Source organism: Arthrobacter sp. 4R501, assembly GCF_002929755.1.
Classification (GTDB): Bacteria; Actinomycetota; Actinomycetes; order Actinomycetales; family Micrococcaceae; genus Arthrobacter.
On sequence record NZ_PJIW01000005.1, the window covers coordinates 39,339 to 63,298 of the forward strand.

Below are 23,960 nucleotides of genomic sequence, written 5' to 3' on the forward strand. Positions count from 1 at the left end.
CTTTTGGAACAGGAAAAGTGCTAGCGCGACCTCACTTATGCTTGAAGTAGCTGCAAAGCAACGGTTACGCGGACAGTGCGCAACACATCCGCTACCCACCGTTCGGAGCCGCTGAGCGTACCGCCGCCGGGCAGGTCGAAAACCACCCGGGACCGCCAATCTTTGGCGCGGTGTTGAGGCCCAGTCTCTCCCCGTTTCCCACCATTCACATTTTGGCGCGTTTGCGCCCGTCCCGTGAAAGGGGCATACCCACAATGAACACCAAACTTAGGGCGACGCTGGTTGAGCGGCGCGCGAAATTCCGCGCCGATGCCGAGGCGCTGCTGAACACTGCGGCGGCCGAGGACCGGGAAATGACCGGCGAGGAACGGTCCTCATTCGATGGCCATATGGAGGGGCTGCAAAAGCTGACCGAGAGCATCGAGCGCATGGACACGTTCGAAGCCGACGAGCGGGCCGCTGAGGATGCGCTGGCCCCTTTCAGCGGCGGCCGCAAGGATGATGAGGCCCGTGGCGGCGACTTTGTGAACCTGGCTACAGGTGCCGCGGCCGCTGTCCGCTCCGGGCAATCCTTTGTGGAGCACACTGTCGTTTCGGCCGCCCGGCGGATGGAATCGGCGCAGGAACAGGCTGCGGTTGCCACGCACGGCAACCTGGCGAACCAGCTCCGCGCCCTCACCCTCACCGGTGGTGCTGCTGTCGTGCCGCAGGTATGGGCGGCGCAGTTGATCGACCTTGCCCGTAACAAGTCCGCGGTCCTCCAGGCTGGTGCACAGATTGTGCCGATGGACGCGGGTGTGGTGAAGATCGGCAGGCTGTCGGGCGACCCGACGGCGGCGTTCCGCACAGAGGGATCATTGATTACGCCCAGCGACCCGACGCTGGATAACGTCACGCTGACCGCGCAGGACATGTCCTGCCTCGTCATTGGCAGCCTTGAGTGGTTCCAGGACGCCGCAAATGCTGACGCCATCGTGCAGAACGCGATTGCCCAGGCGATGGCATCCAAGCTGGACCAGGTGGCGCTCTATGGCGGCATTGTTGCCGGTGCCGGGTCCATCAACTTGCCGACGCCGCCGAACCCCCGCGGCGTGCTGGCTGCACTGAACGCGACCCTGGCAGGCAACGTCCTCGGCGGCGTGGCCAACGGCACGACACAGACCGCGGCAACGTACTTCAACGAGGTGCTGGACGTGATCTACAAGGTCAAGTACGGCAACGAGGAGCCGAACGGGCTGATTTGGAACCCCAAGCTGGCACGCCAGTACGCGGGTGCGAACGACACCACGGGACAGCCGCTGCGGCTGCCTGCGGATGTTGAGGGCATCACGCGGTACACGACGAACCAGGTGCCCAGCTACACGCAGGGCACGATGACGGGCCGGGCGACGGACATCTTCGCTGGCGACTGGACGCAACTGCTCATTGGGCAGCGGCTTGCAATTACCATCCAGGTCCTGACCGAGCGGTACGCGGATTATGGACAGATCGGCATCGTGGCGCACTGGCGCGGTGACGTGGCACCGGCCCGCCCGGCAGCGTTCGCCGTCTACCGTGCAATCCAAGGGGCAGCCTGATGAGCGAGGCCAAGCATCCTGAGAGCGGCCCGGCGCTGAGCATCAACACGAACCGCTACCGGTTCGCGCTGGATTACCTGCACGCCACGAACCCGGAAACCAGGGCCGAGGTGGTGTTCGTCCCAGGCGAGGCCCTGCCGGATTGGGCGATGGCAGAACAGGCGAAGCGTGAAAGCGACACCCTGGCGGAGCTGAACCTGCTGCCACTGGACGAGGCACCGCAATCTGAAGGCAAGCGGCCAGTGAAAGGCCGCTGATAGCCAGGGCGTCAACGTCACCGCCTGCCGTGTTTATTTCTCCAATCGAGCGGCCGGGCGGAGCGATGGTGGTCAGGGGCTTTTGTGCTCTTTCCCTCACTGACCCACCAGCGCCCGATGATGCAAAAGGGCTCGGTCGTCAAACGGCCGGGTCCTTTTGTAGTTCTGTAGTGAGGCTGCCCGATCAGCTTAGATTTACAGTTATTGAGCGATTTGTCTCGAGCCTTTCGTAAACCCGGTTTTGCAGCGGGGGAGCGACGTTTTCGGTCCAATTATGTTCGGGCTCTGGTCTAACAACGAGCCGGGTTCCGTCGCGGCTGAACAGGCGTAGATCGGAATTGAACCTGTACGTGTCGCGCACATTCATTCCAAGGTCACGTACCCAAAGGGTTAGGTTAAAGAGCCAGTTCTTGGAGTCATTTATCTCGTCCTCTGTTGCGAGCATGCCAGGTGTGAAACTGCGGGTCCAAGTAAAAACACGTTCTTGATGTGGTGGCACGATCAAATGCTCGTCGGAGCGAATATTGACCAACTCACCGTTTGCAAGGTCGACTATATCGACACGCGCAGTCTTGGACGACACGTTTTCAATTACAACATTCAAGCGGATGCGGAATCGGATTTCATTGCGTTGGCTTTCTTCAAAATGTTGAACACCAGTAAATGGCTCCCAGTGGTCTGTCCATCGACCGGGTTCATACAACTCCTTTGTCTCAATGAACCAGCCGGGGCGCCGCACTGTAGCAAGGACCTCAGGGATAACCGCGTCTAGCTTCGACTCTTCATATCGCCGGTATGTGGCTTTCGCCTCTTCAACTTGACGAGCCGCCGCCGCTTGGACTGCTTGAGCTTCCTGGCGTGCTATTTCCAGGCTTTCAAGGGAGTGTTCCTCTGCGGCCGCTGCTTGCTTCCGCGTGATTTCCAGGGCTTGCCCAGCTATCTCGACCTGTTTGTCGGAAGCCTCGGCCTGTTGCTTTGTATGTATTGCAGCCCGCCTGGCGTACCAGCCAGCCGCTACAGCCGCTAAGAAAGTCAGGACTGACGTGACGGCTTGAATCCATTCGGGGGTCACGGTTCATCCTTGACAGTGAGATTTGGTATATCTGAGCGGCGGGTGACACCCGTCTTGCTGAAGATTTTGTACAAATGACCCTCGACAGTACGAGGACTAACGCCAAGTTCTTCGGCAATCCTTTCGTTTGACAGTCCTTCCCGAGCCATCGTTGCGACTTTAATTTCCCGCGGCGTGAAAGGGCTGTTAACAGTGCCTGAATATTTATCGACCTCCAGTTGGCCTACCATGCGAATTAGGGCATCACGCTTCGCCGCGGCCTCGTACTGCGAAGACGTAAAAATCGGATCGAGCAAAGCTTTGGGCAGGAGGTGTTGTAAATTGAGGACCGAAGAATAAATCTCCTTGATCATTTCTTCTTGACTTATGGGGGCGGGACTTGGTGTTTTCTCAAGCTTTTTCAATTCCTCGACCTGGGCCGCAAGCTTTGGCCAATAGGTTTCGAATAGGTCCCCAAGATCATCACCATCCAGCGCGTTAGGCAGTTCGGCGTTGAGCGTTAGGAGGAGCTTCCAGACATCCTCCTTTACAAAGCGGAGAGCGTTAAAAAGGCCCAACGGGCCACGCTGAATCGCGCCGCGATTATCAAACCCGATCAGAAGAGGGACAACTTTCCTTTCGGTTCCGTCTTGGATAGCAATGGAAAGTGCGCCTGCCTCAAAGTTGATCCACTCGGCCGACTCGTTGCTGGGCGTAACGCAGATGATGCCGAAACCGGATGTCTGTAGCTCACCCGCAATGCTCTGTGACCATCTCGTGCCAGGCTGGATATCCACGTCGCTCATCCAGGGATCGGTCGCTTGGAGGATTTTCTTCAACCAGCCTTTAAGTAGCAGTGCTACTTGCTTGCTTTCTTCCCCGGACCAACTGATAAAAATCTTCACGCTTCCCCCGTCTTGCCTGCTTTATCCATGCTTGTAATTTTGCCAGCCAAAAACGGGCGGAAAGGGTAAGCCCCGCCCAGAGGATCTCCAGGGCGGGGCTCCCATTCAGAACCTAAAGGTCCTTGTGCCACATCCCGGTAGATGTGTAGTAGGTCTCCGTGTACGGCTGGGTGTTTCCGTTACCGCCCCAGAAGAAACGTTCTTCGCCGTCCCGCGGCTGTTCCTTCCGGTCCGTCACTTCTTGCCCTTGCCCTTCTGGGAGAGGGCGCTTGCAGCGGCAGTCTTTGACGCGGCGCTGGTGCGCCCGTCCCTCAAGACCTTGCTGGCTGCGGTTGCTGCTTTGCTGCTCGTCTGCCTCTTATTAGTGGCCATTTTTGTATCCCTTCCGAGTCCAAGTGAAGGGTGACCGCTGGAGTTGGTCCGGTGTAAGAGGTTGTTACGCCGGACCTAACCCCTGTAGTGTTTGGAACATATCCCTGCAAAAGATATAAACCCACACACATACAAGTCACTACCTTCAGGTCCTCGTCCGGACCCACTGTCCGTACGAGGCCTTTTGGCTGCCCTCTCAGTTTACTGGCAAGTAGATCCGGCAGTTCGGCCGGGAGGCTGGCTGTAGTACACGCGTGTAAGTAACACCTCGTTAATCCACAGGCCACGCCGTGTCACATCCCCCGAATCTCGGCCTTTAGAGCTAGCCTGTCCACATCCTGTGGAGTAGTTACACACAGAAAAAGATTGTTTCGGCATTTCCCATCGTCGGCGTGTCGCGGCCGCGGCATGCCCCGCCTCGAACGAAAAACCCCTCTCTCCTAGGCCCAGGCCACGATGCCGCCGCGTTGGTCCTGGCCGCATTGCGCGGCCTGCCACAGTAGGGACTTTGGATATCTTGCTTCTGCCTTCGTTGTCCCCACTGTGGCATCCTGCATCGACCTCGTGGTCCACTGCAGCCGGCACGCCAACGGCCGCCGCCAAGTAACCGAGATCCTTTCCCTCGGCCGGCGGGTGGAAAACGGCATCATCGAATCCTCCATGGTTTTCGCCATGGAGGACGGCCAGCTGCAGCCGCGGGCCAACTCCATGCCCGCGGCGGAGAAGTTTTCCCGGGCAGGGTACGACGTCGCGGCGCTGCTGGAGCCGCGCTGATGGCGCCTCTGGTAGGGGTGCTTGCGGGCGCCGGGCTCTTCCTGATCTGGTGGTCGTTCTGGGAAAAGCCGGCAGCGCTGAAGCGCCGCCCGCGGGTCAGCCGCCTCGAGGACCTGCTGGCGTCCGCCGGAATCGAAAAGGTCACCGGGACGGGCCTCGTCGCGTCGTGCCTGGGACTGGGCATATTTGTGGCTCTCATCCTCTTTGTCGTCAGCCGGTCATGGCCTATATCCGTCTGCTTCGGACTCTTCGGCGCGTGGTTGCCCGTCAGCATTGTCCGGTGGCGGGCGAACAGGAGAACCGCCGTCCTACGCCAGCTCTGGCCGGACGTGGTGGACCACCTGCGCTCGGCCATCCGCGCCGGGCTTTCACTGCCGGAGGCCCTGATCCAGCTGGGGGAGAAAGGCCCCGAGGAGCTTCGGCATGTTTTCCGGGACTTCGGTGCCGACTACCGCGCGGGCGGGCAATTCGATGCATCGCTTAATAAACTCAAGGACCGACTGGCGGACCCGGTGGCGGACCGGATCGTCGAGGCACTCAGGCTGACCCGTGAAGTTGGCGGTTCGGACCTGGGGAAACTGTTGGGCACCCTTGCGGAATTTCTCCGGGAAAATGCGCGGACACGCAGCGAGCTCGAGGCCCGGCAGTCCTGGACTGTCAACGCCGCCAGGCTCGCGGTTGCCGCTCCCTGGATCGTTATGCTCCTCCTGGCCACCAGGCCTGAAGCCGTGAACGCTTACAACACACCCATGGGAGCCGGCGTCCTCCTTGGCGGGCTCGTGGTGTCGCTGGTCTGCTACTCCATCATGCTCCGCATCGGCGCCCTTCCGCAGGATGAACGGGTGCTGCGATGAACGGGATCTCGGCGGCCGCGATTGTGTGCGGCATCGTCCTCGGGACGGGCCTGTGGCTACTCTTCGTCCGGTTGCCCTTTATGCGGCCGCTCACATTCGTCGAGCGCATCGATCCGCAGCTGAAATCGCAAAACCTTGAATCGCGGTTGCTGAGGGCCAGCGGACAGAACGCCACGCCATTCGGACCGTTGGAACGGATCGCGCGTCCCCTGCTCCACGACGGACTCGCAGCCTTGGGGAAGCTGAACCTCGGGTCCAAGGCGCTGACCCGCAGGCTCGCCCAGGCCGGCATCAACAAATCACCCATAGATTTCCGGGCCGAACAGCTCCTCTGGGCCGCCGCTGGATTCGCCGCCGCCGTGGCCGCGGTGGTGCTGGGCGCGGTAGCCGGCCGGTTCAGTCCATTCCTCGCGGTTGTGGCCGTCCTCGGAAGCGCGCTCGGCGGCTTTCTCTTCCGTGACTTCTGGTTGGGCGTCCAGATCGGCAGGCGGGAATCCCGGATGATGGCGGAGTTTCCCAGCCTTGCCGAGCTCATGGCCCTGGCTGTCGGTGCCGGTGAAAGTGCCACTGGTGCACTGGACCGCGTCTGTCGCAGTGCCAGTGGCGAGCTAGCCAAGGAGTTTTCCAAGATTCTTGCTGAGACCAGAGCGGGAAAACCGCTGGTGGAAGCGCTCCAGGAGTTTTCCGCGCGGACAGATCTGGGGCCGCTCGTCAGATTTGTCGACGGAATCATCGTCGCGGTCGAGCGGGGCACACCCTTGGCAGATGTACTCAGGGCTCAGGCCCAGGACGTCCGGGACACCGCAAAACGGGACCTCATGGAGTCGGCGGGCAAGAAAGAAATTGCCATGATGGTTCCTTTGGTCTTTGGTGTCCTGCCCTTAACAGTGGTTTTCGCAGTGTTCCCCGGCATCGCGGCCATCAGCCTTGGACTCTAGCCATAAGCATCGCCAAGCCGCCACAGCCACTAACCGCCACATGACTTCCACCGCGTCATTTACACAACGAATGGGACCGAAATGAAAAACATGGGAATCTCGGGCAGCCTGCTGCTCCTCGCTTTGCTGGCCGGCCTGTGGGCACGGACCAGTGAAACTGTGTCAGGCCGGAGGTACGCAGCGACAGATCCCGACGTGCCGGCCCACGACCACCCGGAACGTGGCGACGTCCCCGGTTGGGTGATGATCACCTTAATGTCCGCAGTCTTGGTGGCGGCGTTGCTGGCTCTCGCCGGCCCAGCCCTCGAAACAATGTTTAACCAGGCCATGGACAAGGTCGGAAAGTAAGTCATGCTGGGCGCCAGCCAGTGCATGCCCAGCCGGGAACCGTGCCGGTCCCGGATCGGCGCTGAGCCGGGCTGGCGCCGCGATGAATGCGGTTCTGCCGTCGTGGACTTCGTCCTCGTGGGCGGCCTGCTCACCATGTTTTTTCTGGCGATAATCCAGCTGACCCTTGTCCTGCACGTCCGCAACACACTGATCGACGCGGCAGCCTCAGGGGCACGTTATGGAACGCTCGCAGACCGGGGAGCGTCAGATGCCCAGGAACGGGCGGCGACGCTCATCGAGACTTCCCTGAACGCTGAGTTCGCGCAGGACATCACAACTGCCGAAGTGATGTTCCAGGGCCTGCGGACCCTCGAAGTGACCATCAAGGCTCCCATGCCCGTCATCGGGCTTATCGGCCCCCGGGACCTGCTGGAAGTGAAAGGCCATGCCGCAATCCAGCCCTAACACCATCCGGGCCCGACTGGATATCAGGGCCCGCCTCAAGAACAGGTTCAGCGAGGCGCTCCGCAACGAGCACAGGGAAGAGGGGAGTGCGGTGGTCGAATTCACCTTCCTCGCGCTGCTCCTGATGGTCCCATTGGTCTACTTCATCATCACCGTGGGCCAGATCCAGGGTGGGTCCTTCGCCGTGGTCGGCGCCGCCGACCAGGCCGCGAAGGTGTTCGTCGCCCAACCGGATGCAGAGTCTGCCCAGGCTGCCGCCGAACAGGCAGCCCTCATCGCACTCGCGGACTTCGGCCACGATGCCGAGCAGGCACGCGTATCCACCCGCTGCGACCCTGCCGACTGCCAGGCTGCGGGCACGGCCATCACCGTCACGGTCAACCTCACTGTGCCGCTGCCCTTCGTGCCATTCAACGAGGACTTCAGGCTCAAGGCCAGCGAAGTTGAAGCCTCGGCCACCCAACTGGTGGGCAGGTTCCGGTGACCCAAAGGTGACGCACAAAGCGATCCCCGAAGCCACGCCCAGCGATCCAGGTGAGGACGGCCAGATGATCGTCATGATCATCGGCTACGTCGCGCTGGCCCTCCTGGTGGTCACGGTGGTCATCGGCATCTCCAGTGTCTACCTCGAACACAAGCGGCTGTTGTCCCTGGCCGACGGCGCCTCGCTGGCCGCCGCCGACAGCTACACCTTGGGCGAGGTCGGGGGAGAGGGCGGGAGCCCCTCAGCCGTACTGGGCCCTGGACGCGTCCGCAGCGTCGCGGCCGACTTTATCGCCCGGAGCCCGTCGTCGGCCCGGTTCGACGGGTTAGCCGTTTCAGCGGCGACGGGCAGCCCTGACGGGTCCACCGCCGTCGTGGTTCTCAGCGCTATTGTCCACCCGCCGATGGTGAACTTCCTGGTGCCTGATGGCATCAGAATTGAAGCGGCCTCCACGGCCCGTTCCCGGCTCACGCGCTGACCGGAAGCGGAGAAGCCAGGAGAAGTCCGGCACTCCGGCCGGATAGCGTAGGCTTAAACAACCATGGCCAATATTGATTTTTCCGCAGAAATCCGCGCTCTTCGCGCCACCTACACCTCCATCGAGCGAGTCAGCGATGTTGAGGCTCTGAAGGAAGACATCGCCGAACTGAGCGAACGCGCCGGCGAGCCGGACCTGTGGGATGACCCCGCCGCGGCGCAGAAGATCACCTCCCGCCTGTCGCACCGCCAGTCCGAGCTGGAGCGGCTGAACAGGCTGGTATCGCGGATCGATGACCTGGAAGTGCTGGTGGAGCTTGGCCAGGACGAGGATGACGCCGATTCCATGGGCGAAGCTGCAACCGAGCTGGAGTCCATCAGGAAATCCCTGAAGGAACTCGAAGTAGTGACGCTGCTTTCCGGAGAGTACGACGAACGTGAAGCCGTGGTGTCCATCAGGGCGGGGGCCGGCGGCGTTGACGCCGCAGACTTCGCCGAAATGCTCATGCGTATGTACCTTCGCTGGGCCGAACGCCACGGGTACCCCACCACCGTCATGGACACCTCCTACGCCGAAGAGGCGGGACTGAAGTCCGCAACGTTCGAAGTCAAGGCGCCGTATGCGTTCGGCACGCTCAGCGTCGAAGCCGGAACCCACCGCCTGGTGCGGATCAGCCCGTTCGATAACCAGGGCCGCCGCCAGACGTCCTTCGCCGCCGTCGAGGTCATTCCGCTCATCGAGTCAACGGACTCCATCGACATCCCGGACAACGAGATCCGTGTGGACGTGTTCAGGTCCTCCGGTCCCGGCGGGCAGTCGGTCAACACCACCGACTCCGCCGTCCGGCTGACTCACATCCCCACCGGCACCGTGGTGTCGATGCAGAACGAAAAGTCGCAGCTCCAGAACCGGGCAGCAGCCCTGCGTGTTTTGCAGTCTCGGCTGCTTCTCCTGAAGAAGGAGCAGGAGGACGCTGAAAAGAAGGCGTTCGCCGGCGATGTCAAGGCATCCTGGGGCGATCAGATGCGCTCCTACGTCCTGAACCCGTACCAGATGGTCAAGGACCTCAGGACCGAACACGAGGTAGGCAACACCTCCGCCGTGTTCGACGGCGAAATTGACGACTTCATCGACGCCGGGATCCGCTGGCGCACCGACAACCGGAACGCCGAAAAGTCGTAGCTGCTGTGCCTGCCCGGTAGGCCTGATCGCGCGACACACCCCCGAAGCCCCCGAAATCCGGCCAAAAGCCTGCGTATAGTCGAGGAGCCGGAGCTCTACTTCCCCCAAACGAATGCCCGTGCGCCGGCTGCAGATCTGGGCTGTATCAGCCCTGCCCTGCAGGGTACTTAGGGCCATGATCCGATTCGAAAATGTCACCAAGGTCTACGACCACACGGCCCGGCCTGCGCTGGACGATGTCAGCCTTGAGATTGACCGTGGTGAATTTGCCTTCCTCGTCGGCGCTTCCGGATCCGGAAAGTCCACCTTCCTGCGGCTGGTGCTGAAGGAAGACCGGGCCTCTTCGGGTGCCGTGTACGTCGCCGGGCAAAACGTCGCGAAGATCTCCAGCTGGCGCGTGCCCAGGCTCCGCCGCGGCATCGGCGTGGTCTTCCAGGACTTCCGGCTCCTTCCGCAGAAGAGCGTGTTCGCCAACGTAGCCTTCGCGATGCAGGTCATTGGCAAGAGCCGCAGCGTCATCCGCGACACCGTCCCCGAAGTCCTGAAGACCGTGGGCCTGGAAGGCAAGGAAAACCGCCTTCCGCACGAGCTTTCCGGCGGCGAGCAGCAGCGTGTGGCCATCGCCCGTGCGGTAGTCAACCGCCCCGGCATCCTCCTCGCCGACGAACCCACCGGCAACCTGGACCCCACCACCTCCATGGGCATCATGGGCGTGCTGGACAAGATCAACCAGAACGGCACCACGGTGGTCATGGCCACGCACGACGACGACATCGTCAACGAGATGCGCAAACGCGTTGTAGAGCTCAGGAATGGCATCGTCATCCGCGACGAGGCCAAAGCTTTGTACACCTCCATGATCCCCGTGGTGGGCCAGTCCCGCCGGCTCAAGGACGCCAGCGGCCGGGACGAATCCCAGCCGCCCGTATCAGCGGAACGCAATCCGGGCGCAGGGGAGGAGCAGCGATGAGGCTCGCCTTTGTCCTCGGCGAAATCGGTAGCGGACTGCGCCGCAACGTTTCCATGGTGGTCTCGGTCATCCTGGTCACCTTTGTCTCACTGACATTCGTGGGTGCCGCAGGCATGCTGCAGCTCCAGATCAACCAGATGAAGGGCTACTGGTACGACAAAGTCCAGGTGGCCATCTTCCTCTGCAGTGACGGTTCGACGGCGGCCGGTTGCGCCACCGGGCCGGTCACGCCGGAGCAGCAGGACAACCTGCAGACCCTGCTCGAATCACCCGCCGTGGCCCAATACGTCAACGATTTCCAGTTCGAGTCCAAGGAAGAGGCCTACAAGCACTTCAAGGACCAGTTCTCGAATTCTCCGATCGTGGATTCCGTCACGCCGGACCAGCTCCCTTCATCGTTCCGCATCAACATGAAGGATCCGGAAAAATACCAGATCATCAGCGAGACGTTCTCCTCGCAGCCGGGCGTCGAAACGGTCATTGACCAGCGCCAGCTGCTGGAGCGCCTCTTCTCGGCCATGAATGCCGCCTCCCTGGTTGCCGTCAGCATCGCCGGCGTGATGATTGTCTGTGCCATCCTCCTGATCGCCACCACCATCCGGCTCTCGGCCTTCAGCCGCCGCCGCGAGACCGGGATCATGCGCCTGGTGGGTGCGTCCAAGCTTGTCATCCAGCTGCCGTTCATCCTCGAAGGCGTGATTGCGGCGGTCATCGGCGCCGCCCTGGCATCCGGCACACTGTGGGCGGTGGCGCACTTCTTCCTGGGCGAGTACTTGTCCAAGCAGTATCCGGATACGGCGTTTATCTCGCCGGGCCAGACGCTCATTCTTGCGCCCGCCTTGCTGATCCTTGGCGGATCTTTGGCAGGAATTTCGTCGCTCTTGACCTTACGCAGATATTTGAAGGTCTAGGCTGTGCAAACCGAACAAGGAATCCTGATGACCGAATTGCACCGAACTGCGCCCCGGCACCGAGCCGAACGCCGGCGACCTGCGGGCCGCCGCGCCGGCCTGATCAGCGGCGTCCTGGCCCTGCTCCTCGCCGCCAGCATGGGTGCGTCAGCCCCGGTGGCGCACGCCGATGAGCTCGATGACAAGCGTGCCGCCCTCGAAGCTGAGGCGGCCCGGGTTCAGCAGTCCCTGGAATTCGTGGACTCACGCATCGCGAAGGCCGCCGGCGACCTGGTGATCTATCAGGGCCAGCTGCCCGGCGCCCAGCAGGCACTGCTGGAGGCCCAAGGGCGCGTGGCCAGTGCGGTCAAGGAAGTCGAAGCGCTGACGGCGCGCGTTGACCTTGCTCAGCAGAACAAAGCCAAAATCACCCAGCAGCTTGAGGCTGACAAGCAGAAGATCGCGGACACCAAGAAGCTGATCGGCCAGATCGCCACCCAGGCCTACAAGTCCGGCGGCGTCCCGTCGAACCTGACCCTGTTCTTCGGGGCAAACAACGGCGGCAGCCTGACCGACACCATGGACCTCGCGGACCAGGCCATGCGCAGCCAGAACGCCGCCATGGACAAGCTGTCGCAGCAAAGCGCCACCAATGTGAACTCCCAGGCCCGGCTCGAAGCCGTCGAGGCAGAGATCAGGGACCTTAAGGCCAAGGCAGATGCCGCGTTGGAGCGGGAGAAGGCTGCCCGTGACGAGGCGGCTGCCAAGAAGGCGCAGGTTGACCAGCTGATCGCCGACACCGTGCGCCTTGATGCTGAACTTCAGGCGGCGAAACCGGGTATCCAGTCCCAAATGGCCGCTGTTGCCGCAAGCCAGAACTCCATTGCCAACGAAATCGCCGAACGTGACCGCCGGCTCCGCGAGGCTTGGGAGGCCGAACAGCGCCGGCTCGCGGAGGTTGCCGCTGCCGCCGCCCGGGCGCAGGGCCAGGCCGAGCAGCCGTACGCCCCGGTGACCGGATCGCCGTCGGCCTTTGGCCTGCGGCACCCGTTCTCCGGTGACGTTCCGATCACCTCCGGCTTCGGCTGGCGCTCAACCCCGCCGGGAACCATTGACTTCTACGGCACCGGCGGATACCTCCACACCGGCATCGACTTCGGCGCCGCCTGCGGCACCCCCGTCTATGCTGCGGCGGCCGGCGAGGTGTTCTCCTCAGGCTGGAGTTCCGCCGACGGCGGCGGCTGGCGGGTGAAGCTGTCCCACGGTGTGGTGCAGGGCAACTCCCTGACCACGATCGTCTACCACAACAGCAGCGTCGTGGTCTCCAATGGCCAGCAGGTTTCCCAGGGGCAGCTCATCGCCTACTCGGGCAACACCGGCAACTCCACCGGATGCCATGCGCACTTTGAAACCTGGCTCAACGGGGCTGCCGTTGACCCGATGCGGCTGCTGTAACGCCTGTCCGCGCCTGCCGTACACTGGTATGACTCCGCGCCGGAACGGCCGGAGCCAACCAGGATCCACGAACTGAGGAGTTCCACCGTGCCCAAAGAAAGTGGCCGTAAAGTTGTGGCCACCAACCGCAAGGCCCGGCATGACTACCACGTGCTGGATACCTACGAGGCCGGCATCGCCCTGATGGGGACCGAAGTCAAGTCCCTGCGCGAAGGCCACGCCTCCATGGTGGACGGCTTCTGCACGTTCTACAACGACGAGCTGTGGATGGAGGGCATCCATATCCCGGAGTACAACCAGGGGAGCTGGACCAACCACTCCGCACGCCGGCGTCGGAAGCTGTTGCTGCACCGTGAGGAGCTCAACAAGATCTCCGTGAAGATCCGGGAGTCCGGCTTCACAGTGGTGCCGCTGCAGCTGTACTTCCTCGATGGCCGGGCCAAGGTGGAGATCGGTGTCGCACGCGGTAAGCGGGAGTACGACAAGCGCCAGACCCTGCGTGAGCAGCAGGACAACCGCGAAGCCCTTCGCGAGGTCCGGGAACGCAACCGCCGGTAGGAATGATTTCCGCCGGGCATGCGTTATGATAGATAGTCCGGCAGGGATTTGTGCGTGCACAGCCCGGCCGGTTTGAAAACAAAATACGGGGATGATCGGTTTCGACGATGTTAGTCGCGACAGGTGAAGCGGGCCGAGGATGCAGAATTATCTCGTAAACGCTGTCTGCAAACCAATAAGTGCCAAATCAAACCGCACTGACTTCGCTCTCGCTGCCTAAGCAGTAAGACAGTCCGTCAGCCCGAGGTTGCTATTGCCCCGGATCCTGGCGTCATTTAGATAGCCACTGCTGCTTGCCTCCGTCATCGGGGCAAACGGGACTCTTAGATGACTGGGCCCGGATCAGCCACCTGTTTGCAGGAGGGCTGGGGCCGAGAAAGTCCGACGCAAACTGCGCCCGGAGAAGCCCTGTTAACACAACATCGGACGGGGGTTCAATTCCCCCCATCTCCACATTTTGAATGTCGCAAGACATTGCCAGAAGGCCCGGACCCCGCGTCCGGGTCTTCTGGCATTTAAGCGCCGTGTTGAGTGCCCTGTTCACCCACGGCGTAGCCGTTCCGGGACTACAGGGCGCCACCGCGTGGTTGTCCCCAGTAAGCTCCGGCGCAGCAGCAGGTCTGGAAGCCGGGGGCAGCAACGCCAGCGAGGAGGTGTGCCATGGAACAGGCGCGGGAACCCAATGCAGCGGCCGACGACGGTCCGCTGGACTCGTATTCGGAGACCGTAATGCGCGTGGCTGAGACGGTCACCCCGCATGTTGCGGCCATTGAAATGACCGGCAACCGCCGTAACGGCCGGTTCCGCATGGGGGCAGGCTCGGCGGTGCTCTTCACTGAAGACGGCTACCTGCTCACCAATTCGCATGTGGTGGCCGGCACCCATCAAGGCCATGCCGCCTTTGCTGACGGCAGCCGGACCGATCTTGAACTGGTGGGGGCGGATCCTTTGTCCGACCTCGCGGTGGTCCACGGCAGGGCACCGAAAGTGGCCCCGGCGCAGTTCGGCGATGCCGAGACGTTGCGGGTGGGCCAGCTGGTCATTGCGGTGGGAAACCCGCTGGGCCTGGCCGGATCAGTTACAGCGGGTGTGGTCAGCGGCCTGGGCCGTGCCATTCCGGTGTGGTCCAGTGGCAACCGGCGCGTGATCGAGGACGTCATCCAGACCGACGCGGCACTCAATGCCGGCAGTTCCGGCGGAGCACTGGCCGATACGCACGGCCGCATCGTGGGAATCAACACCGCAGTGGCCGGAGCCGGGCTGGGCCTGGCCGTGCCCATCAACACCACCACGCGGCGCATCATCTCAGCGCTGCTGAAGGACGGCCGTGTCAGGCGGGCTTATCTCGGCGTGGTCAGCACACCTTTCCGGCTCAATGCCAGCGCGGTGATCAGGACGGGACAGCGGGACGGGCTGCGCGTGGTGGAGGTTCTGGCCGGTTCGCCTGCAGACCGCGGGGGCCTGCGGGCGGGTGACGTCATCCTGACAGCCGGAAGCCGCCCCGTCAGCAACGCCGAGAGCCTGCAGAAGCTGCTGTTCGCCGATGCGATCGGCAAGCCGCTGCCGATCCGAGCGCTGAGGGACGGCCAGGAAGTGGACATTGTGGCAGTGCCCGAAGAGATGGCCGGGAACGGGTAAACCGCTACCGGCGCTTCTTCAGGTGCGCTACCGGGTCCTGCGGGCCTTCAACCGGGCTCTTGGCCTTCTTTTCCGCGCGTTTTTCCTTGATGGTTTTGACCGGCTTCTTGTGCAGCTGCTGGTGTGGTGACTTGTCCGGCATGGCATGCTCCTTACGACGTGGGACGGGCTGCGTCCCACTTCGTAAAATACGCCTGTTCAGCCCCGAATGTAATGCCCCGAATCAGTCCGGAACTGCAACGTCCGCGATGCCCACGAAACGGGTACCGACGCCGTCGAACTCGCTCCTGATGAGGCCCGGCCGCAGCGGCGGCACCTCGTCCGGGGCATGGTGCTCGCACACCACATACGTGAATTCCGGCCACCATTTTTTGGGCCGGGCCGCTTCCTCGTAGCCGCAGACGGCACATTCCAGGTGCACCCAGACCGGACGCTTGCCGGTCCGGTTGGCCCGCGACTGGATCAGCCATGCCGGTGGGTTGTCCAGGATTTCGCCCAGCTCCGCCTCGGTCAGTCGTTTCGGGATGCCATGGCGCTGGGCCATTTCCATCGGTACATCAAGGGCAATTGCCGCGTCGCGTCTGCTAATCATCAGAGTCAACGATACGGGACCGGGACAAACCTGTTTGAGTCCCTTACGACGCCAGTGCGATGCCCACAGCCGCCGCGGCAAATCCGGCGGCCAGGTTGGCGCCGACGTTCAGGGCGGCGGCACCGAACCGCGACTCGCTCAGGAGCCGCACCGTGGCGGTGGTCCAGGAGCTGAACGTGGTGAGCCCGCCCGCCAGGCCGGTGGCGACAGCGGTCTGCCACTCGGGGGCAAGGCCGAGCCGTCCGGTCATGCCGATGGACAGTCCGATGATCAGGCACCCGGTGACGTTGACGGTGAGCGTGGCCCACGGCCAGTGCCGCGGCCTGCCGCTCGGGCTGACGGCCGTGCGGAGCCCCTCGCGGTGGGCGAACCAGCTGTCGACGGCGAAGCGCAGCAGGGCGCCCGCCATGCCGAACACTCCCACCAGGACAGCGCCCATCACGGCGCTGTCCCCGCCCGGTCACCCTGCAGCCGGTCGGTGAGCAGCCGTCCGGTCCGCCAGCCACCGGCCGCGCCGCCCAGTCCCAGCAGCAGGGACAGCCCCAGGTACGCAATCCACACGGGATGTTCGCCGGCCCTGGACAGCTGGTCACTCGAGAAAACGACTGCTGAGAACGTGGTGAACGAGCCCAGGAATCCGGGCCCCAGGCCGGCGCGGAGCCAGAATGCCGTCTGCGGCCGGGCCATCCAGACCGTAGTGAGGGCAGCCAGCACAAAACTTCCGGTGACGTTGATTCCCAGGGTGGTCCAGGGCATTGCCCCCACGGTTTCCGGAAAGGCGAGTCCCAACCCGTACCGGAGTTCCGTTCCGGCCAGGCCGCCTGCCGCCACGGCCAGCCATGCCCGCCAGTGCGGAACGCGGGCGTTCGTCATTCAGCGGTCGCTGAGGGTGCAGCCGGTGTGGGGGTGGTCGCTGTGGACCCAGAGCGCCGCGGTGACTTCATCCGCGAGATCGTAGTCCCGCTTCCTGCCGGCGTTGCTGATCCGCACCACCAGCGCTCCGCCAAACGGCTTACGGCCCACTACCTCCACCTCGTCGTCGAGGTCAATTTCCTCGGCCGAAAGATACCGCAGCAGATCAGGGTTCTCGTCGCTGATGCGGGTGATCCGGCCGGTATGTCCGGGATCGAGTTCGCCGAGCAGATGCGCTGCTGGCAGCAGCACCGTGCCGTCCGCGGAGGGGATCGGGTCACCGTGCGGGTCGCGTTGCGGGTTGCCCAGCTTTGCCGACATGCGCTCAATAAACGTGTCCGACACCGCGTGCTCCAGCAGTTCGGCTTCGTCGTGGACTTCGTCCCAGCTGTAACCGAGCTCCTGCACCAGGTAGGTCTCAATGAGCCGGTGCCGGCGCACCATGGACAATGCCAGCCGGACCCCGGAGTCTGTCAGGGTGATGGCGCTGTATGGCTTGTGGTCCACGAGGCCCTGGTCCTTAAGCTTGCGGACCATCTCCGAGACCGAGGAATTGGCCACCCCCAGGCGCTGCGCGAGCTGGGAGGACGTGATGGGTTTGTCCTGCCACTCCGTGAAGCCGTAGATGACCTTGACGTAGTCCTCGATCGAGGAGGAGGGCGCGCTGGTCTTCACGTTTCCAAGCCTACCCGGTGGTCAGCGCCCGTCACGCCTTCGTGGCCCGCCACGTCAACGTCAGGTACGGCAGGCTGATCTCCTCTTCGGCGGCGTGCCCCAGGTGTTTGTGCAGGTACCAATCGAGGTTGGCGAGGACCTTGCCGCGCGTGGCTTCGCCGGCGCGCAGGTAGTAGCTGCGGGACTTCGTCAGTTCCATGATGTCCGCCGTGCTGAGGCTGTCCTCCCACCGCGTCACATGGCTCTCGAGGCCTTCAAACTCCGGCCCCACCACCGGGCGGAACCCGGGCTTGTAGACGTCGCCCGCGTGCATGATGCGGGACAACCGGTGCACCCACGGAACGGACGTGTCCAGCTGGTTCCAGATCAGCCCCAGCGTTCCGCCGGGCCGCAGGATCCGCGCCAGTTCGGTGCTCGCCGGCAGCGGATCGCACCAGTGCCAGGCCTGCGCCACGCTTACGACGTCGAACGAGGAGTCAGCGAGTCCCGTCGCCTCTGCCGTCCCCTGCGTCGCGTCCGCCGCCGCGTGCTGGGCCCGCAGCTGTTCGAGCATGTCCGGCGACGGATCCACGGCGGAAACCGCCAGGCTGCGTTCCAGCAGAAGAGCGGTGAACTTGCCGGTTCCGGCCCCCACGTCCACGGCGTCCGCGGCCCCGGCAGGGATCAGCCAGTCCGCTGAGTCGGCAGGGTAGCCAGGGCGTACGCGCTGGTAGTGTTCGCCGCCGTCCTGGAAACTCTGTCCGAGCTCCAGGCGGCGTCCGTGCTCAAGTCTGGGGCCACCCCGTGCCACGTGCGGCCTCCTTCAACTGTGCCCATCGGTATCCTTCGAATTTACCGCATGGGCCGCAGCCCCTGGATCAGGCGGCGGTCACGTGGCAGCCAGGTCAGGAACCAGGGGAGGAAAGCGTCAGTCAGTCGTCAAGGCACGGAGCCGCGCCGGCGGTGCCCGGGGTGTTGGGAGCCCAGTGAGGGTACGTGCGGGTGTCGTTGGCCGGAACCCAGCGTCCCGCGTCCACCACGTAGTCCCAGCCCAGGCCGGTCCGGCGGAGTTGCTCCAGGCCGGCAAGGAGCCGCTGGGCATCCTCCAGCCGTGAGCCCACGCCGAAGCTGGCCCGCAGGGAACCGGAGGGAATGCCGAGGCGCTTGAGCAGCGGGTGCGCGCAGAAGCGGCCGTCCCGGAGGCCAACGCCATGCTCGGCCGACAGGTACGCGGCCACAAGCCCGGCGTCGTACCCTGCCACGGAGAAGTTCACCACGCCGATGGTGCCCGTTTCGGCGTCCGTGTCCGAGAAGATCTGGTGCACGGTGACGCCGTCGATCCTCCCGAGCCCTTCCACCAGGAATGACCTGATGGCCGCCTCGTGGGCGTGCCAGCGGGCGTGGTCCAGGGACGCGATGACCTGGGTGGCGCGGGCCAGCGTGGCCGCGCCGAGGACGTTGGGGGAGCCGCCCTCGTGCCGGGCCGGACCGGTGGCCCAGCTGACGCCGTCGAGCCTTGCCTCGCGGACGGCGCCGCCGCCGGCCAGGTGGGGCGTGCCGGCGTCGAGCCAGTCGGTGCGGCCCACCAGGACGCCGGAGCCGAAGGGCGCGTAGAGCTTGTGCCCGGAGAAGGCGAGGTAGTCGACGTCGTCTGTGCTGATATTGATGCGCCGGTGCGGCGCCAGCTGCGCGGCGTCCACCACGATCCGCGCCCCGTACTCATGGGCGAGGGCGGCCAGGGCCCTGATCGGGAGGATCTCGCCGGTGACGTTGGAGGCGCCCGTGACCGCGAGGAGGCTGACGTTGCCCTGCTCAAGTTCGGCGCGGAGGACCTCGAGGGTCCCCACGATGGTGTCCGCGGCGACGACGCTGCGGTGCGGGACTCCCTGCCACGGCAGGAGGTTGGCGTGGTGTTCGATGTCCAGGTAGAGGACATCGCCATTAGGCCGCCCGTCCGTCGCCGGCAGGCAACCCGCCAGCAGGTTCAGCGAGTCGGTGGTGTTCCGGGTGAAGATGACTGAGTCGTCCGGGCGTCCGCCCACAAAGTCGCGCACGATGTCCCGGGCGTTCTCATAGACGGAGGTGCTGATCTGCGATGCGTAGCCGGCGCCGCGATGGACGCTGGCGTAGAACGGCAGGATCTCGTTGAGGTAGGCCGACACCACGGAGAGGGCGGGAGCGGACGCGCCGTAGTCCAGGTTTGCGTACCGGATGTGGCCGCCCTGGATCAGCGGTGCCTGGATTTCCGCGCCGGTGACGGCAGAGAGGGGGCGGCCGGCAACGGCGGCGGCATCGTTGAACACCGCAGCGGCCTTGGCGGCGGCAGTGTTGCTGGGAGAAACAGTGTTGGGGGAGACGGTGGCAGTTGTCACGGAGACCTCACTCTAAAAGGACTCCCGGTAACGGGAATCCGCGCTTGCCGTGTCCATTCCGGACCGGCCTGGTCGTCACCCGGGGCACCCCACCGCGAATGGAGGGTTGCCGGCCAGCAAACCGGGGTTTAGCGCTGGCACTCGTGACCTGTTAAGAAGCGTAGAACATCCGCCGCTGCAGAAAGGAAGCTCGGCCCAATGTTAAGGACTTTGTTACGCGCGTTTGAGGAACAGCCTCATTTGTCGAAGATACGACGGCGGACGCCCCCTTGAGGAGGCGTCCGCCGTCGATAGTTCGAAGAAAGCGCCTAGAGGAGATCGTCCAGATCCGGGTTCAGCCGCTTGAGCACCTCTGAGTGCAGGATGGAGTTCGTGGCCAGGGCGTTGCCGCCGAAGGGCCCGTCCTGTCCCTCCAAGGAGGTGAAACGGCCGCCGGCTTCCACCACGATGGGCACCAGGGCAGCCATGTCGTACAGGTTCAGTTCGGGCTCGCAGGCAATGTCCACGGAACCTTCGGCCACCATGCAGTAGGACCAGAAATCGCCGTAGGCGCGCGTGCGCCACACGTCCTCGGTCAGGCCCAGGAACTCGTCCAGGTTGCCGCGTTCCTTCCAGCCGCCCAGGCTGGAGTAGGACAGGGAGGCATCCGAAAGTTTGGAGACGTCCGAGACGCGGAGCCGCGTTGCGGCGGCGAGGGACTTGCCCATGTACGCGCCGGAACCCTTGGCGGCCCACCAGCGTTTGCCCAGCGCGGGCGCGCTGACCACTCCCACCACGGGTTCGCCTTCGTCCACGAGGGCGATCAGGGTGGCCCAAACCGGGACGCCGCGGACAAAGTTCTTGGTGCCGTCGATGGGATCAATGATCCAGCGTCGGGAGCCATGGCCCGAACTGCCGAATTCCTCGCCCAGCACGGCGTCGCGCGGACGCGAGCGGGACAGCTGGCCGCGGATGGCTTCCTCCGCGGACTTGTCCGCGTCCGTTACCGGCGTCAGGTCCGGCTTGGTCTCGATGCGGAGGTCCAGTGCCTTGAAGCGGCTCATGGTCTGGTCATCCACGGAATCTGCCAGCACATGGGCAAGGCGCAAGTCATCGTTGTAGCTCGAAGCGGGTTGGATCATGGTTCCAAACTACCGTCTCAGGGCCGCAGTGTTGGGGACATCGGCGTTCCGTCTAGCCGATGCTGCCTAGTTCCTTGGTTTCCTGGCCCACCAGGCGGGGATCCGTGCCCAGCAGCCGCCGCAGGGACGCGAGCCGGGCCGGGCCGGTGGGGCCCGCGTGGCCGGCGGACACCCAGGCATCCACGCCGCAGTTGACGGCCGCGGTGTTGTGCTTGCAGCCACGCTCGCAGGCATCCGTACCCGGCTCCAGGTCCGGGAAGGACCGCAGGATCCGGTCCGGGTCCACGTGGGCCAGGCCGAACGAACGGATGCCAGGGGTGTCGATGATCCAGCTTCCGGCGGGAGCCCCGGTCAGCTTCAGGGCTAGGGCCGACGACGACGTGTGGCGGCCGCGGCCGGTCACCGCGTTTACACCCCCGGTGGCCCGTTCGGCCCCGGTGAGCGCATTGACCATGGTTGACTTGCCCACGCCGGAATGACCCAGCATCACGGAGACCTTGCCCTCGAGGTACGCGCGGAGCTGCGAAACAGCGTCACTGTCCAGGCGGGCCGAGAGGCCGTCGTCGGAGCGGGCATCGATACCTGAGGCTTCGGAGTCCGACGTGCGGCTGATGATCACCGGGAAGTCCAGGTGCTCGTAGTTGGACAGCAGTTCCGCCGGATCCTTGACGTCCGCCTTGGTGACGAGCAGCAGCGGCTCAATGCCGGCGTCGTAAGCGGCCACCAGGGCGCGGTCGATGAAGCCTGTGCGCGGCTCCGGGTTTGCGGCGGCCACCACCACCACCAGCTGATCTGCGTTGGCCACCACCGCACGCTCGATCGGATCAGTGTCATCGGCGCTGCGGCGCAGCAGGGTCCTGCGGTCCTGGATCCGGACGAGGCGGGCCAGCGTGTCGGGTTCCCCGGAGACATCTCCAACGAGGGAAACGAAGTCGCCGGCAACCACGGGGGAGCGGCGGAGTTCGCGGGCCCTGGCTGCGATGATGATCCGCTCGTCGCCCGAGTCTTCGCCGACGACGGCGGTGTACCGGCCGCGGTCCACGGTGATGATGCGGCCCGTGACGGCGTCGTCGTGGCTAGGGCGGTCCTTCGTGCGCGGCCGGGAGCCCTTTTTGCTGGGCCGGATCCGGACGTCGGACTCGTCCCAGGAATCAGTGCTGCGTGCCACCAGCGGGACCTTCCACGCGCTTGTCGGCAGCAGCGCCCTGGGCCAGCATGTCGGCCCACATCTGCGGGAATTCCGGCATGGTCTTGGCAGTCGTAGCGATGTCCTGGACTTCGATGCCCGGCACCGCGAGGCCGAGGATGGCACCGGCGGTGGCCATCCTGTGGTCCGCGTAGCTGTGGACGACGCCGGCGTGCAGCTTTGCCGGGCGGATCACCAGGCCGTCGCTGGTCTCCTCCGCGTCGCCGCCGAGGCGGTTGATTTCGGTGACCAGCGCGGCCAACCGGTCCGTCTCGTGGCCGCGAAGGTGCGCGATGCCGGTCAGCCGTGAAGGTCCGCTGGCCAGGGCGCAGAGGGCCGCCACGGTGGGGGCGAGTTCGCTGGTTTCGTCAAAATGCGCACCCTTGATCTCTGGCCCGCCCGTGACGGTCAGGACGCCGTCAGCCAGGCTGACGTCCGCGCCCATGTCCGCCAGGATGCTGCGCCAGAGGTCTCCCACCTGGGTGGTGCCGGCGGGCCAGTCCGGGATCCGGACGGTGCCGCCGGAGGCCAGCGCGGCGGCCAGGAACGGGCCGGCGTTGGAGAGGTCCTGCTCAATGCGCTGGTCAAAGGCGCGGATGGGGCCCGGTGGCACTACCCAGTGGTTGGGCACGGAATCGTCAACTGATACACCGACGCCGCGGAGTACGGCAACGGTCATGTTGATGTGGTCCAGGCTCGGCACCGGTTTGCCCACGTGTTCAAGGTGGAGTCCGTCGGTAAACCTGGCGCCGACCAGCAGGAGGGCCGAGACGAACTGTGACGACGCACTGGCATCGATCACCAGGTGGCCGCCCCGGACTTCCCCGGTGCCTTCCACCGTGAACGGCAGCGACGAGGGGGTCCCGCCGTCGTCCGCGGTCAGGGCCACCCCGAGAGCTTTCAGGGCCTCGATGATGGTGCCCATGGGACGCTTCCGGGCGTGGGGGTCGCCGTCGAACACGCTCACGCCGTTGCGCAACGCCGCAAGCGGCGGAACAAACCGCATCACTGTTCCGGCGAGGCCGCAGTCAATGTGCGTCCGTGACGACGGCGCCTCCTGGCTCAGGGGCAGGACCTCAAGGTCCGGCCCGAACGCGCCGTCGCCGGGCACCTCCGTGATGGTGGCTCCCAACTGGCGGAGGGCGTCGATCATCAATGCAGAGTCCCGGGAATGCAGGGGGGCGCGGAGGCGGGACGGCCCGTCAGCCAGCGCGGCCAGGACCAGGAACCGGTTGGTCAGGGATTTTGAACCCGGCACCGTGACGGTGGCGTTGATGGGCCTGCTGGCGAAGGGGGCCGGCCAGTGCGGAACGGTGCCGGTGGAGCTGTGAGAGTCGGTGGCTGCGGGCGGGGTGGAACCGGTCATCCGTCCTTACGCCCCCGTTGCGTGTTCGACGGCGCGGCGCACGGCCTTGTCTGCCTTGTGAAGCTTTTGGCCGGTGGTCTTGCGGGCGCCGGCGGCGCTCTTCCGGGCGTCCGCGGCGAGGTGCTCGGCGCGCCAGGCCAGGCCCGGCTTGCCGGCGGTGTCCACCGAGGCCAGCAGGGCGCCGCCGCTGAGGGAAATGTTCTTGAGCAGCTGGTTCCGGCGGGCTTCTCGGCCTTCCTTGGTGCTGATGTCCGCGCTGCGCCATTCCACAAAGGTGTTCAGGAGCGAGATGACAGTTAGCAGTGTTGCCGAGAGGCGGCTGAACTTGCCCAGGCCGAACAGCACGCCGGCACCCACCTGCGTTCCGCCGATCACCCGGGCCAGCATCTTTTCGTCGGCCTGGAACGGCAACGACGCGGCTGCCTTCTGCAGGAGCGGCGAAAGCTGGGTGGCGGTGTCATCGGCGTTCTTCAGCTTGTCCAGTCCGGCGACTACGAAACTGGAAGCCAGCATGGGGCGGGCGAGAGTACGGACAAAGGACATGGGTTTCCTCCTGGCTGGACGAACCGCACCGGATGC

General features: G+C 64.4%; 29 protein-coding genes, 1 other RNA gene, 1 pseudogene and 1 riboswitch. Of the genes and pseudogenes, 16 read left to right on the plus strand and 15 right to left on the minus strand.

Going from position 1 to position 23,960, the window contains the following annotated elements; genetic code table 11:
• Positions 1 to 254 precede the first annotated feature (254 nt).
• Positions 255 to 1,577, plus strand: a complete 1,323-nt coding sequence (locus CXR02_RS05720; RefSeq protein ID WP_104061121.1) for a phage major capsid protein — start codon at positions 255 to 257, stop codon at positions 1,575 to 1,577.
• The gene (locus tag CXR02_RS05725) at positions 1,577 to 1,834 is read left to right on the plus strand and encodes a hypothetical protein (protein ID WP_104061122.1); all 258 of its coding nucleotides are present in this window, start codon (positions 1,577 to 1,579) and stop codon (positions 1,832 to 1,834) included. Before CXR02_RS05720 ends, CXR02_RS05725 begins: the two co-directional genes overlap by 1 nt.
• Before the next feature lie 184 nt (positions 1,835 to 2,018).
• Here the strand turns inward: CXR02_RS05725 and CXR02_RS05730 are convergent, their stop codons facing one another.
• The 4 genes from CXR02_RS05730 to CXR02_RS22310 all read right to left on the minus strand — a co-directional run bounded on the left by CXR02_RS05730 (position 2,019) and on the right by CXR02_RS22310 (position 4,162).
• A complete protein-coding gene (locus CXR02_RS05730; RefSeq protein ID WP_104061123.1) occupies positions 2,019 to 2,906 on the minus strand; it encodes a hypothetical protein in 888 nt (295 codons plus the stop codon).
• Positions 2,903 to 3,790 (minus strand): LuxR C-terminal-related transcriptional regulator, encoded by an 888-nt coding sequence (locus CXR02_RS05735; RefSeq protein WP_104061124.1) that lies wholly within the window; start codon positions 3,788 to 3,790, stop codon positions 2,903 to 2,905. The genes CXR02_RS05730 and CXR02_RS05735 overlap by 4 nt, the downstream gene beginning before the upstream one ends.
• 112 nt (positions 3,791 to 3,902) lie before the next feature.
• Positions 3,903 to 4,028: a hypothetical protein gene (locus CXR02_RS22805; RefSeq protein WP_258060826.1), complete on the minus strand. Its 126-nt coding sequence runs from the start codon at positions 4,026 to 4,028 to the stop codon at positions 3,903 to 3,905.
• Positions 4,025 to 4,162 carry a hypothetical protein gene (locus CXR02_RS22310; protein ID WP_181037139.1) on the minus strand — a complete coding sequence of 46 codons (138 nt, stop codon included), beginning with the start codon at positions 4,160 to 4,162 and terminating at the stop codon, positions 4,025 to 4,027. Before CXR02_RS22310 ends, CXR02_RS22805 begins: the two co-directional genes overlap by 4 nt.
• Before the next feature lie 516 nt (positions 4,163 to 4,678).
• On the opposite strand from CXR02_RS22310, the pseudogene CXR02_RS05740 reads away from it, so the two are divergent.
• The 14 genes and pseudogenes from CXR02_RS05740 to CXR02_RS05805 form a co-directional block, all read left to right on the plus strand.
• Positions 4,679 to 4,936, plus strand: a pseudogene (locus CXR02_RS05740) (CpaF family protein); the annotation flags it as partial.
• On the plus strand, positions 4,936 to 5,790 hold the full coding sequence (locus CXR02_RS05745) for a type II secretion system F family protein (protein ID WP_056343669.1): 855 nt from the start codon (positions 4,936 to 4,938) through the stop codon (positions 5,788 to 5,790). The pseudogene CXR02_RS05740 and the gene CXR02_RS05745, both read left to right, overlap by 1 nt.
• On the plus strand, positions 5,787 to 6,728 hold the full coding sequence (locus CXR02_RS05750) for a type II secretion system F family protein (protein WP_104061125.1): 942 nt from the start codon (positions 5,787 to 5,789) through the stop codon (positions 6,726 to 6,728). Before CXR02_RS05745 ends, CXR02_RS05750 begins: the two co-directional genes overlap by 4 nt.
• Before the next feature lie 81 nt (positions 6,729 to 6,809).
• Entirely contained in the window at positions 6,810 to 7,076 is a 267-nt protein-coding gene (locus CXR02_RS05755; protein WP_258060827.1) for a hypothetical protein, read from the plus strand.
• A gap of 3 nt (positions 7,077 to 7,079) precedes the next feature.
• Positions 7,080 to 7,523 carry a TadE/TadG family type IV pilus assembly protein gene (locus CXR02_RS05760; protein WP_258060828.1) on the plus strand — a complete coding sequence of 148 codons (444 nt, stop codon included), beginning with the start codon at positions 7,080 to 7,082 and terminating at the stop codon, positions 7,521 to 7,523.
• On the plus strand, positions 7,504 to 8,007 hold the full coding sequence (locus CXR02_RS05765) for a hypothetical protein (RefSeq protein ID WP_258060829.1): 504 nt from the start codon (positions 7,504 to 7,506) through the stop codon (positions 8,005 to 8,007). The genes CXR02_RS05760 and CXR02_RS05765 overlap by 20 nt, the downstream gene beginning before the upstream one ends.
• A 64-nt stretch (positions 8,008 to 8,071) precedes the next feature.
• Positions 8,072 to 8,485, plus strand: coding sequence for a pilus assembly protein TadG-related protein (locus tag CXR02_RS05770; RefSeq protein WP_104061126.1), 414 nt, complete (start codon positions 8,072 to 8,074; stop codon positions 8,483 to 8,485).
• 63 nt (positions 8,486 to 8,548) lie between these two features.
• Positions 8,549 to 9,667 carry a peptide chain release factor 2 gene (gene prfB, locus CXR02_RS05775; protein ID WP_058931963.1) on the plus strand — a complete coding sequence of 373 codons (1,119 nt, stop codon included), beginning with the start codon at positions 8,549 to 8,551 and terminating at the stop codon, positions 9,665 to 9,667.
• A 175-nt stretch (positions 9,668 to 9,842) separates the two neighbouring features.
• Positions 9,843 to 10,637 carry a cell division ATP-binding protein FtsE gene (gene ftsE, locus CXR02_RS05780; RefSeq protein ID WP_104061127.1) on the plus strand — a complete coding sequence of 265 codons (795 nt, stop codon included), beginning with the start codon at positions 9,843 to 9,845 and terminating at the stop codon, positions 10,635 to 10,637.
• Entirely contained in the window at positions 10,634 to 11,548 is a 915-nt protein-coding gene (ftsX, locus tag CXR02_RS05785) for a permease-like cell division protein FtsX (RefSeq protein ID WP_104061128.1), read from the plus strand. Before ftsE ends, ftsX begins: the two co-directional genes overlap by 4 nt.
• A 27-nt stretch (positions 11,549 to 11,575) precedes the next feature.
• Positions 11,576 to 12,982, plus strand: coding sequence for a M23 family metallopeptidase (locus tag CXR02_RS05790; protein WP_104061129.1), 1,407 nt, complete (start codon positions 11,576 to 11,578; stop codon positions 12,980 to 12,982).
• A gap of 87 nt (positions 12,983 to 13,069) precedes the next feature.
• Complete coding sequence (gene smpB / locus CXR02_RS05795) at positions 13,070 to 13,540, plus strand: SsrA-binding protein SmpB (RefSeq protein WP_056343258.1); 471 nt, start codon at positions 13,070 to 13,072, stop codon at positions 13,538 to 13,540.
• An 87-nt stretch (positions 13,541 to 13,627) separates the two neighbouring features.
• Positions 13,628 to 13,996, plus strand: a transfer-messenger RNA (tmRNA) gene (ssrA, locus tag CXR02_RS05800).
• A gap of 204 nt (positions 13,997 to 14,200) precedes the next feature.
• A complete protein-coding gene (locus tag CXR02_RS05805; protein ID WP_104061130.1) occupies positions 14,201 to 15,178 on the plus strand; it encodes a S1C family serine protease in 978 nt (325 codons plus the stop codon).
• A gap of 4 nt (positions 15,179 to 15,182) precedes the next feature.
• On the opposite strand, the gene CXR02_RS22315 is transcribed toward CXR02_RS05805, so the two are convergent.
• The 11 genes from CXR02_RS22315 to CXR02_RS05855 all read right to left on the minus strand — a co-directional run bounded on the left by CXR02_RS22315 (position 15,183) and on the right by CXR02_RS05855 (position 23,924).
• Positions 15,183 to 15,320: a hypothetical protein gene (locus CXR02_RS22315; RefSeq protein ID WP_167349845.1), complete on the minus strand. Its 138-nt coding sequence runs from the start codon at positions 15,318 to 15,320 to the stop codon at positions 15,183 to 15,185.
• Positions 15,321 to 15,401: 81 nt separating this feature from the next.
• Positions 15,402 to 15,770 (minus strand): hypothetical protein, encoded by a 369-nt coding sequence (locus CXR02_RS05810; protein WP_056343264.1) that lies wholly within the window; start codon positions 15,768 to 15,770, stop codon positions 15,402 to 15,404.
• A 43-nt stretch (positions 15,771 to 15,813) separates the two neighbouring features.
• Positions 15,814 to 16,209 carry a CrcB family protein gene (locus tag CXR02_RS05815; protein WP_104061131.1) on the minus strand — a complete coding sequence of 132 codons (396 nt, stop codon included), beginning with the start codon at positions 16,207 to 16,209 and terminating at the stop codon, positions 15,814 to 15,816.
• The gene (locus tag CXR02_RS05820) at positions 16,209 to 16,643 is read right to left on the minus strand and encodes a CrcB family protein (protein WP_104061132.1); all 435 of its coding nucleotides are present in this window, start codon (positions 16,641 to 16,643) and stop codon (positions 16,209 to 16,211) included. The genes CXR02_RS05815 and CXR02_RS05820 overlap by 1 nt, the downstream gene beginning before the upstream one ends.
• Positions 16,644 to 17,357, minus strand: coding sequence for a metal-dependent transcriptional regulator (locus CXR02_RS05825; RefSeq protein ID WP_104061133.1), 714 nt, complete (start codon positions 17,355 to 17,357; stop codon positions 16,644 to 16,646).
• Positions 17,358 to 17,388: 31 nt separating this feature from the next.
• Entirely contained in the window at positions 17,389 to 18,147 is a 759-nt protein-coding gene (locus tag CXR02_RS05830) for a class I SAM-dependent methyltransferase (protein ID WP_104061134.1), read from the minus strand.
• Between the two features lie 121 nt (positions 18,148 to 18,268).
• Positions 18,269 to 19,708 carry an aminotransferase class V-fold PLP-dependent enzyme gene (locus CXR02_RS05835; RefSeq protein WP_104061135.1) on the minus strand — a complete coding sequence of 480 codons (1,440 nt, stop codon included), beginning with the start codon at positions 19,706 to 19,708 and terminating at the stop codon, positions 18,269 to 18,271.
• Positions 19,709 to 19,743: 35 nt separating this feature from the next.
• A riboswitch (SAM riboswitch) is annotated at positions 19,744 to 19,857 on the minus strand.
• 159 nt (positions 19,858 to 20,016) lie between these two features.
• Positions 20,017 to 20,829 carry a histidinol-phosphatase gene (hisN, locus tag CXR02_RS05840; RefSeq protein WP_104061136.1) on the minus strand — a complete coding sequence of 271 codons (813 nt, stop codon included), beginning with the start codon at positions 20,827 to 20,829 and terminating at the stop codon, positions 20,017 to 20,019.
• Between the two features lie 52 nt (positions 20,830 to 20,881).
• A complete protein-coding gene (gene rsgA, locus CXR02_RS05845) occupies positions 20,882 to 21,997 on the minus strand; it encodes a ribosome small subunit-dependent GTPase A (RefSeq protein ID WP_058931974.1) in 1,116 nt (371 codons plus the stop codon).
• Entirely contained in the window at positions 21,981 to 23,381 is a 1,401-nt protein-coding gene (gene aroA / locus CXR02_RS05850) for a 3-phosphoshikimate 1-carboxyvinyltransferase (protein ID WP_104061137.1), read from the minus strand. The genes rsgA and aroA overlap by 17 nt, the downstream gene beginning before the upstream one ends.
• A gap of 6 nt (positions 23,382 to 23,387) precedes the next feature.
• Positions 23,388 to 23,924, minus strand: coding sequence for a DoxX family protein (locus tag CXR02_RS05855; RefSeq protein WP_056343291.1), 537 nt, complete (start codon positions 23,922 to 23,924; stop codon positions 23,388 to 23,390).
• Between the last annotated feature and the right edge of the window lie 36 nt (positions 23,925 to 23,960).

Coding starts and splice junctions, on each gene's coding strand:
- CXR02_RS22315 (WP_167349845.1), bottom strand. CDS start 15,320: ATGCCGGACAAGTCACCACACCAGCAGCTGCACAAGAAGCCGGTCAAA.
- CXR02_RS05815 (WP_104061131.1), bottom strand. CDS start 16,209: ATGGGCGCTGTCCTGGTGGGAGTGTTCGGCATGGCGGGCGCCCTGCTG.
- CXR02_RS05820 (WP_104061132.1), bottom strand. CDS start 16,643: ATGACGAACGCCCGCGTTCCGCACTGGCGGGCATGGCTGGCCGTGGCG.
- CXR02_RS22310 (WP_181037139.1), bottom strand. CDS start 4,162: ATGGCCACTAATAAGAGGCAGACGAGCAGCAAAGCAGCAACCGCAGCC.
- CXR02_RS05720 (WP_104061121.1), top strand. CDS start 255: ATGAACACCAAACTTAGGGCGACGCTGGTTGAGCGGCGCGCGAAATTC.
- CXR02_RS05725 (WP_104061122.1), top strand. CDS start 1,577: ATGAGCGAGGCCAAGCATCCTGAGAGCGGCCCGGCGCTGAGCATCAAC.
- hisN (WP_104061136.1), bottom strand. CDS start 20,829: ATGATCCAACCCGCTTCGAGCTACAACGATGACTTGCGCCTTGCCCAT.
- CXR02_RS05855 (WP_056343291.1), bottom strand. CDS start 23,924: ATGTCCTTTGTCCGTACTCTCGCCCGCCCCATGCTGGCTTCCAGTTTC.
- CXR02_RS05755 (WP_258060827.1), top strand. CDS start 6,810: ATGAAAAACATGGGAATCTCGGGCAGCCTGCTGCTCCTCGCTTTGCTG.
- CXR02_RS05790 (WP_104061129.1), top strand. CDS start 11,576: ATGACCGAATTGCACCGAACTGCGCCCCGGCACCGAGCCGAACGCCGG.
- ftsE (WP_104061127.1), top strand. CDS start 9,843: ATGATCCGATTCGAAAATGTCACCAAGGTCTACGACCACACGGCCCGG.
- prfB (WP_058931963.1), top strand. CDS start 8,549: ATGGCCAATATTGATTTTTCCGCAGAAATCCGCGCTCTTCGCGCCACC.
- CXR02_RS05745 (WP_056343669.1), top strand. CDS start 4,936: ATGGCGCCTCTGGTAGGGGTGCTTGCGGGCGCCGGGCTCTTCCTGATC.
- CXR02_RS05770 (WP_104061126.1), top strand. CDS start 8,072: ATGATCGTCATGATCATCGGCTACGTCGCGCTGGCCCTCCTGGTGGTC.
- ftsX (WP_104061128.1), top strand. CDS start 10,634: ATGAGGCTCGCCTTTGTCCTCGGCGAAATCGGTAGCGGACTGCGCCGC.
- CXR02_RS05765 (WP_258060829.1), top strand. CDS start 7,504: ATGCCGCAATCCAGCCCTAACACCATCCGGGCCCGACTGGATATCAGG.
- CXR02_RS05750 (WP_104061125.1), top strand. CDS start 5,787: ATGAACGGGATCTCGGCGGCCGCGATTGTGTGCGGCATCGTCCTCGGG.
- aroA (WP_104061137.1), bottom strand. CDS start 23,381: ATGACCGGTTCCACCCCGCCCGCAGCCACCGACTCTCACAGCTCCACC.
- CXR02_RS05810 (WP_056343264.1), bottom strand. CDS start 15,770: ATGATTAGCAGACGCGACGCGGCAATTGCCCTTGATGTACCGATGGAA.
- CXR02_RS05805 (WP_104061130.1), top strand. CDS start 14,201: ATGGAACAGGCGCGGGAACCCAATGCAGCGGCCGACGACGGTCCGCTG.
- CXR02_RS05760 (WP_258060828.1), top strand. CDS start 7,080: ATGCTGGGCGCCAGCCAGTGCATGCCCAGCCGGGAACCGTGCCGGTCC.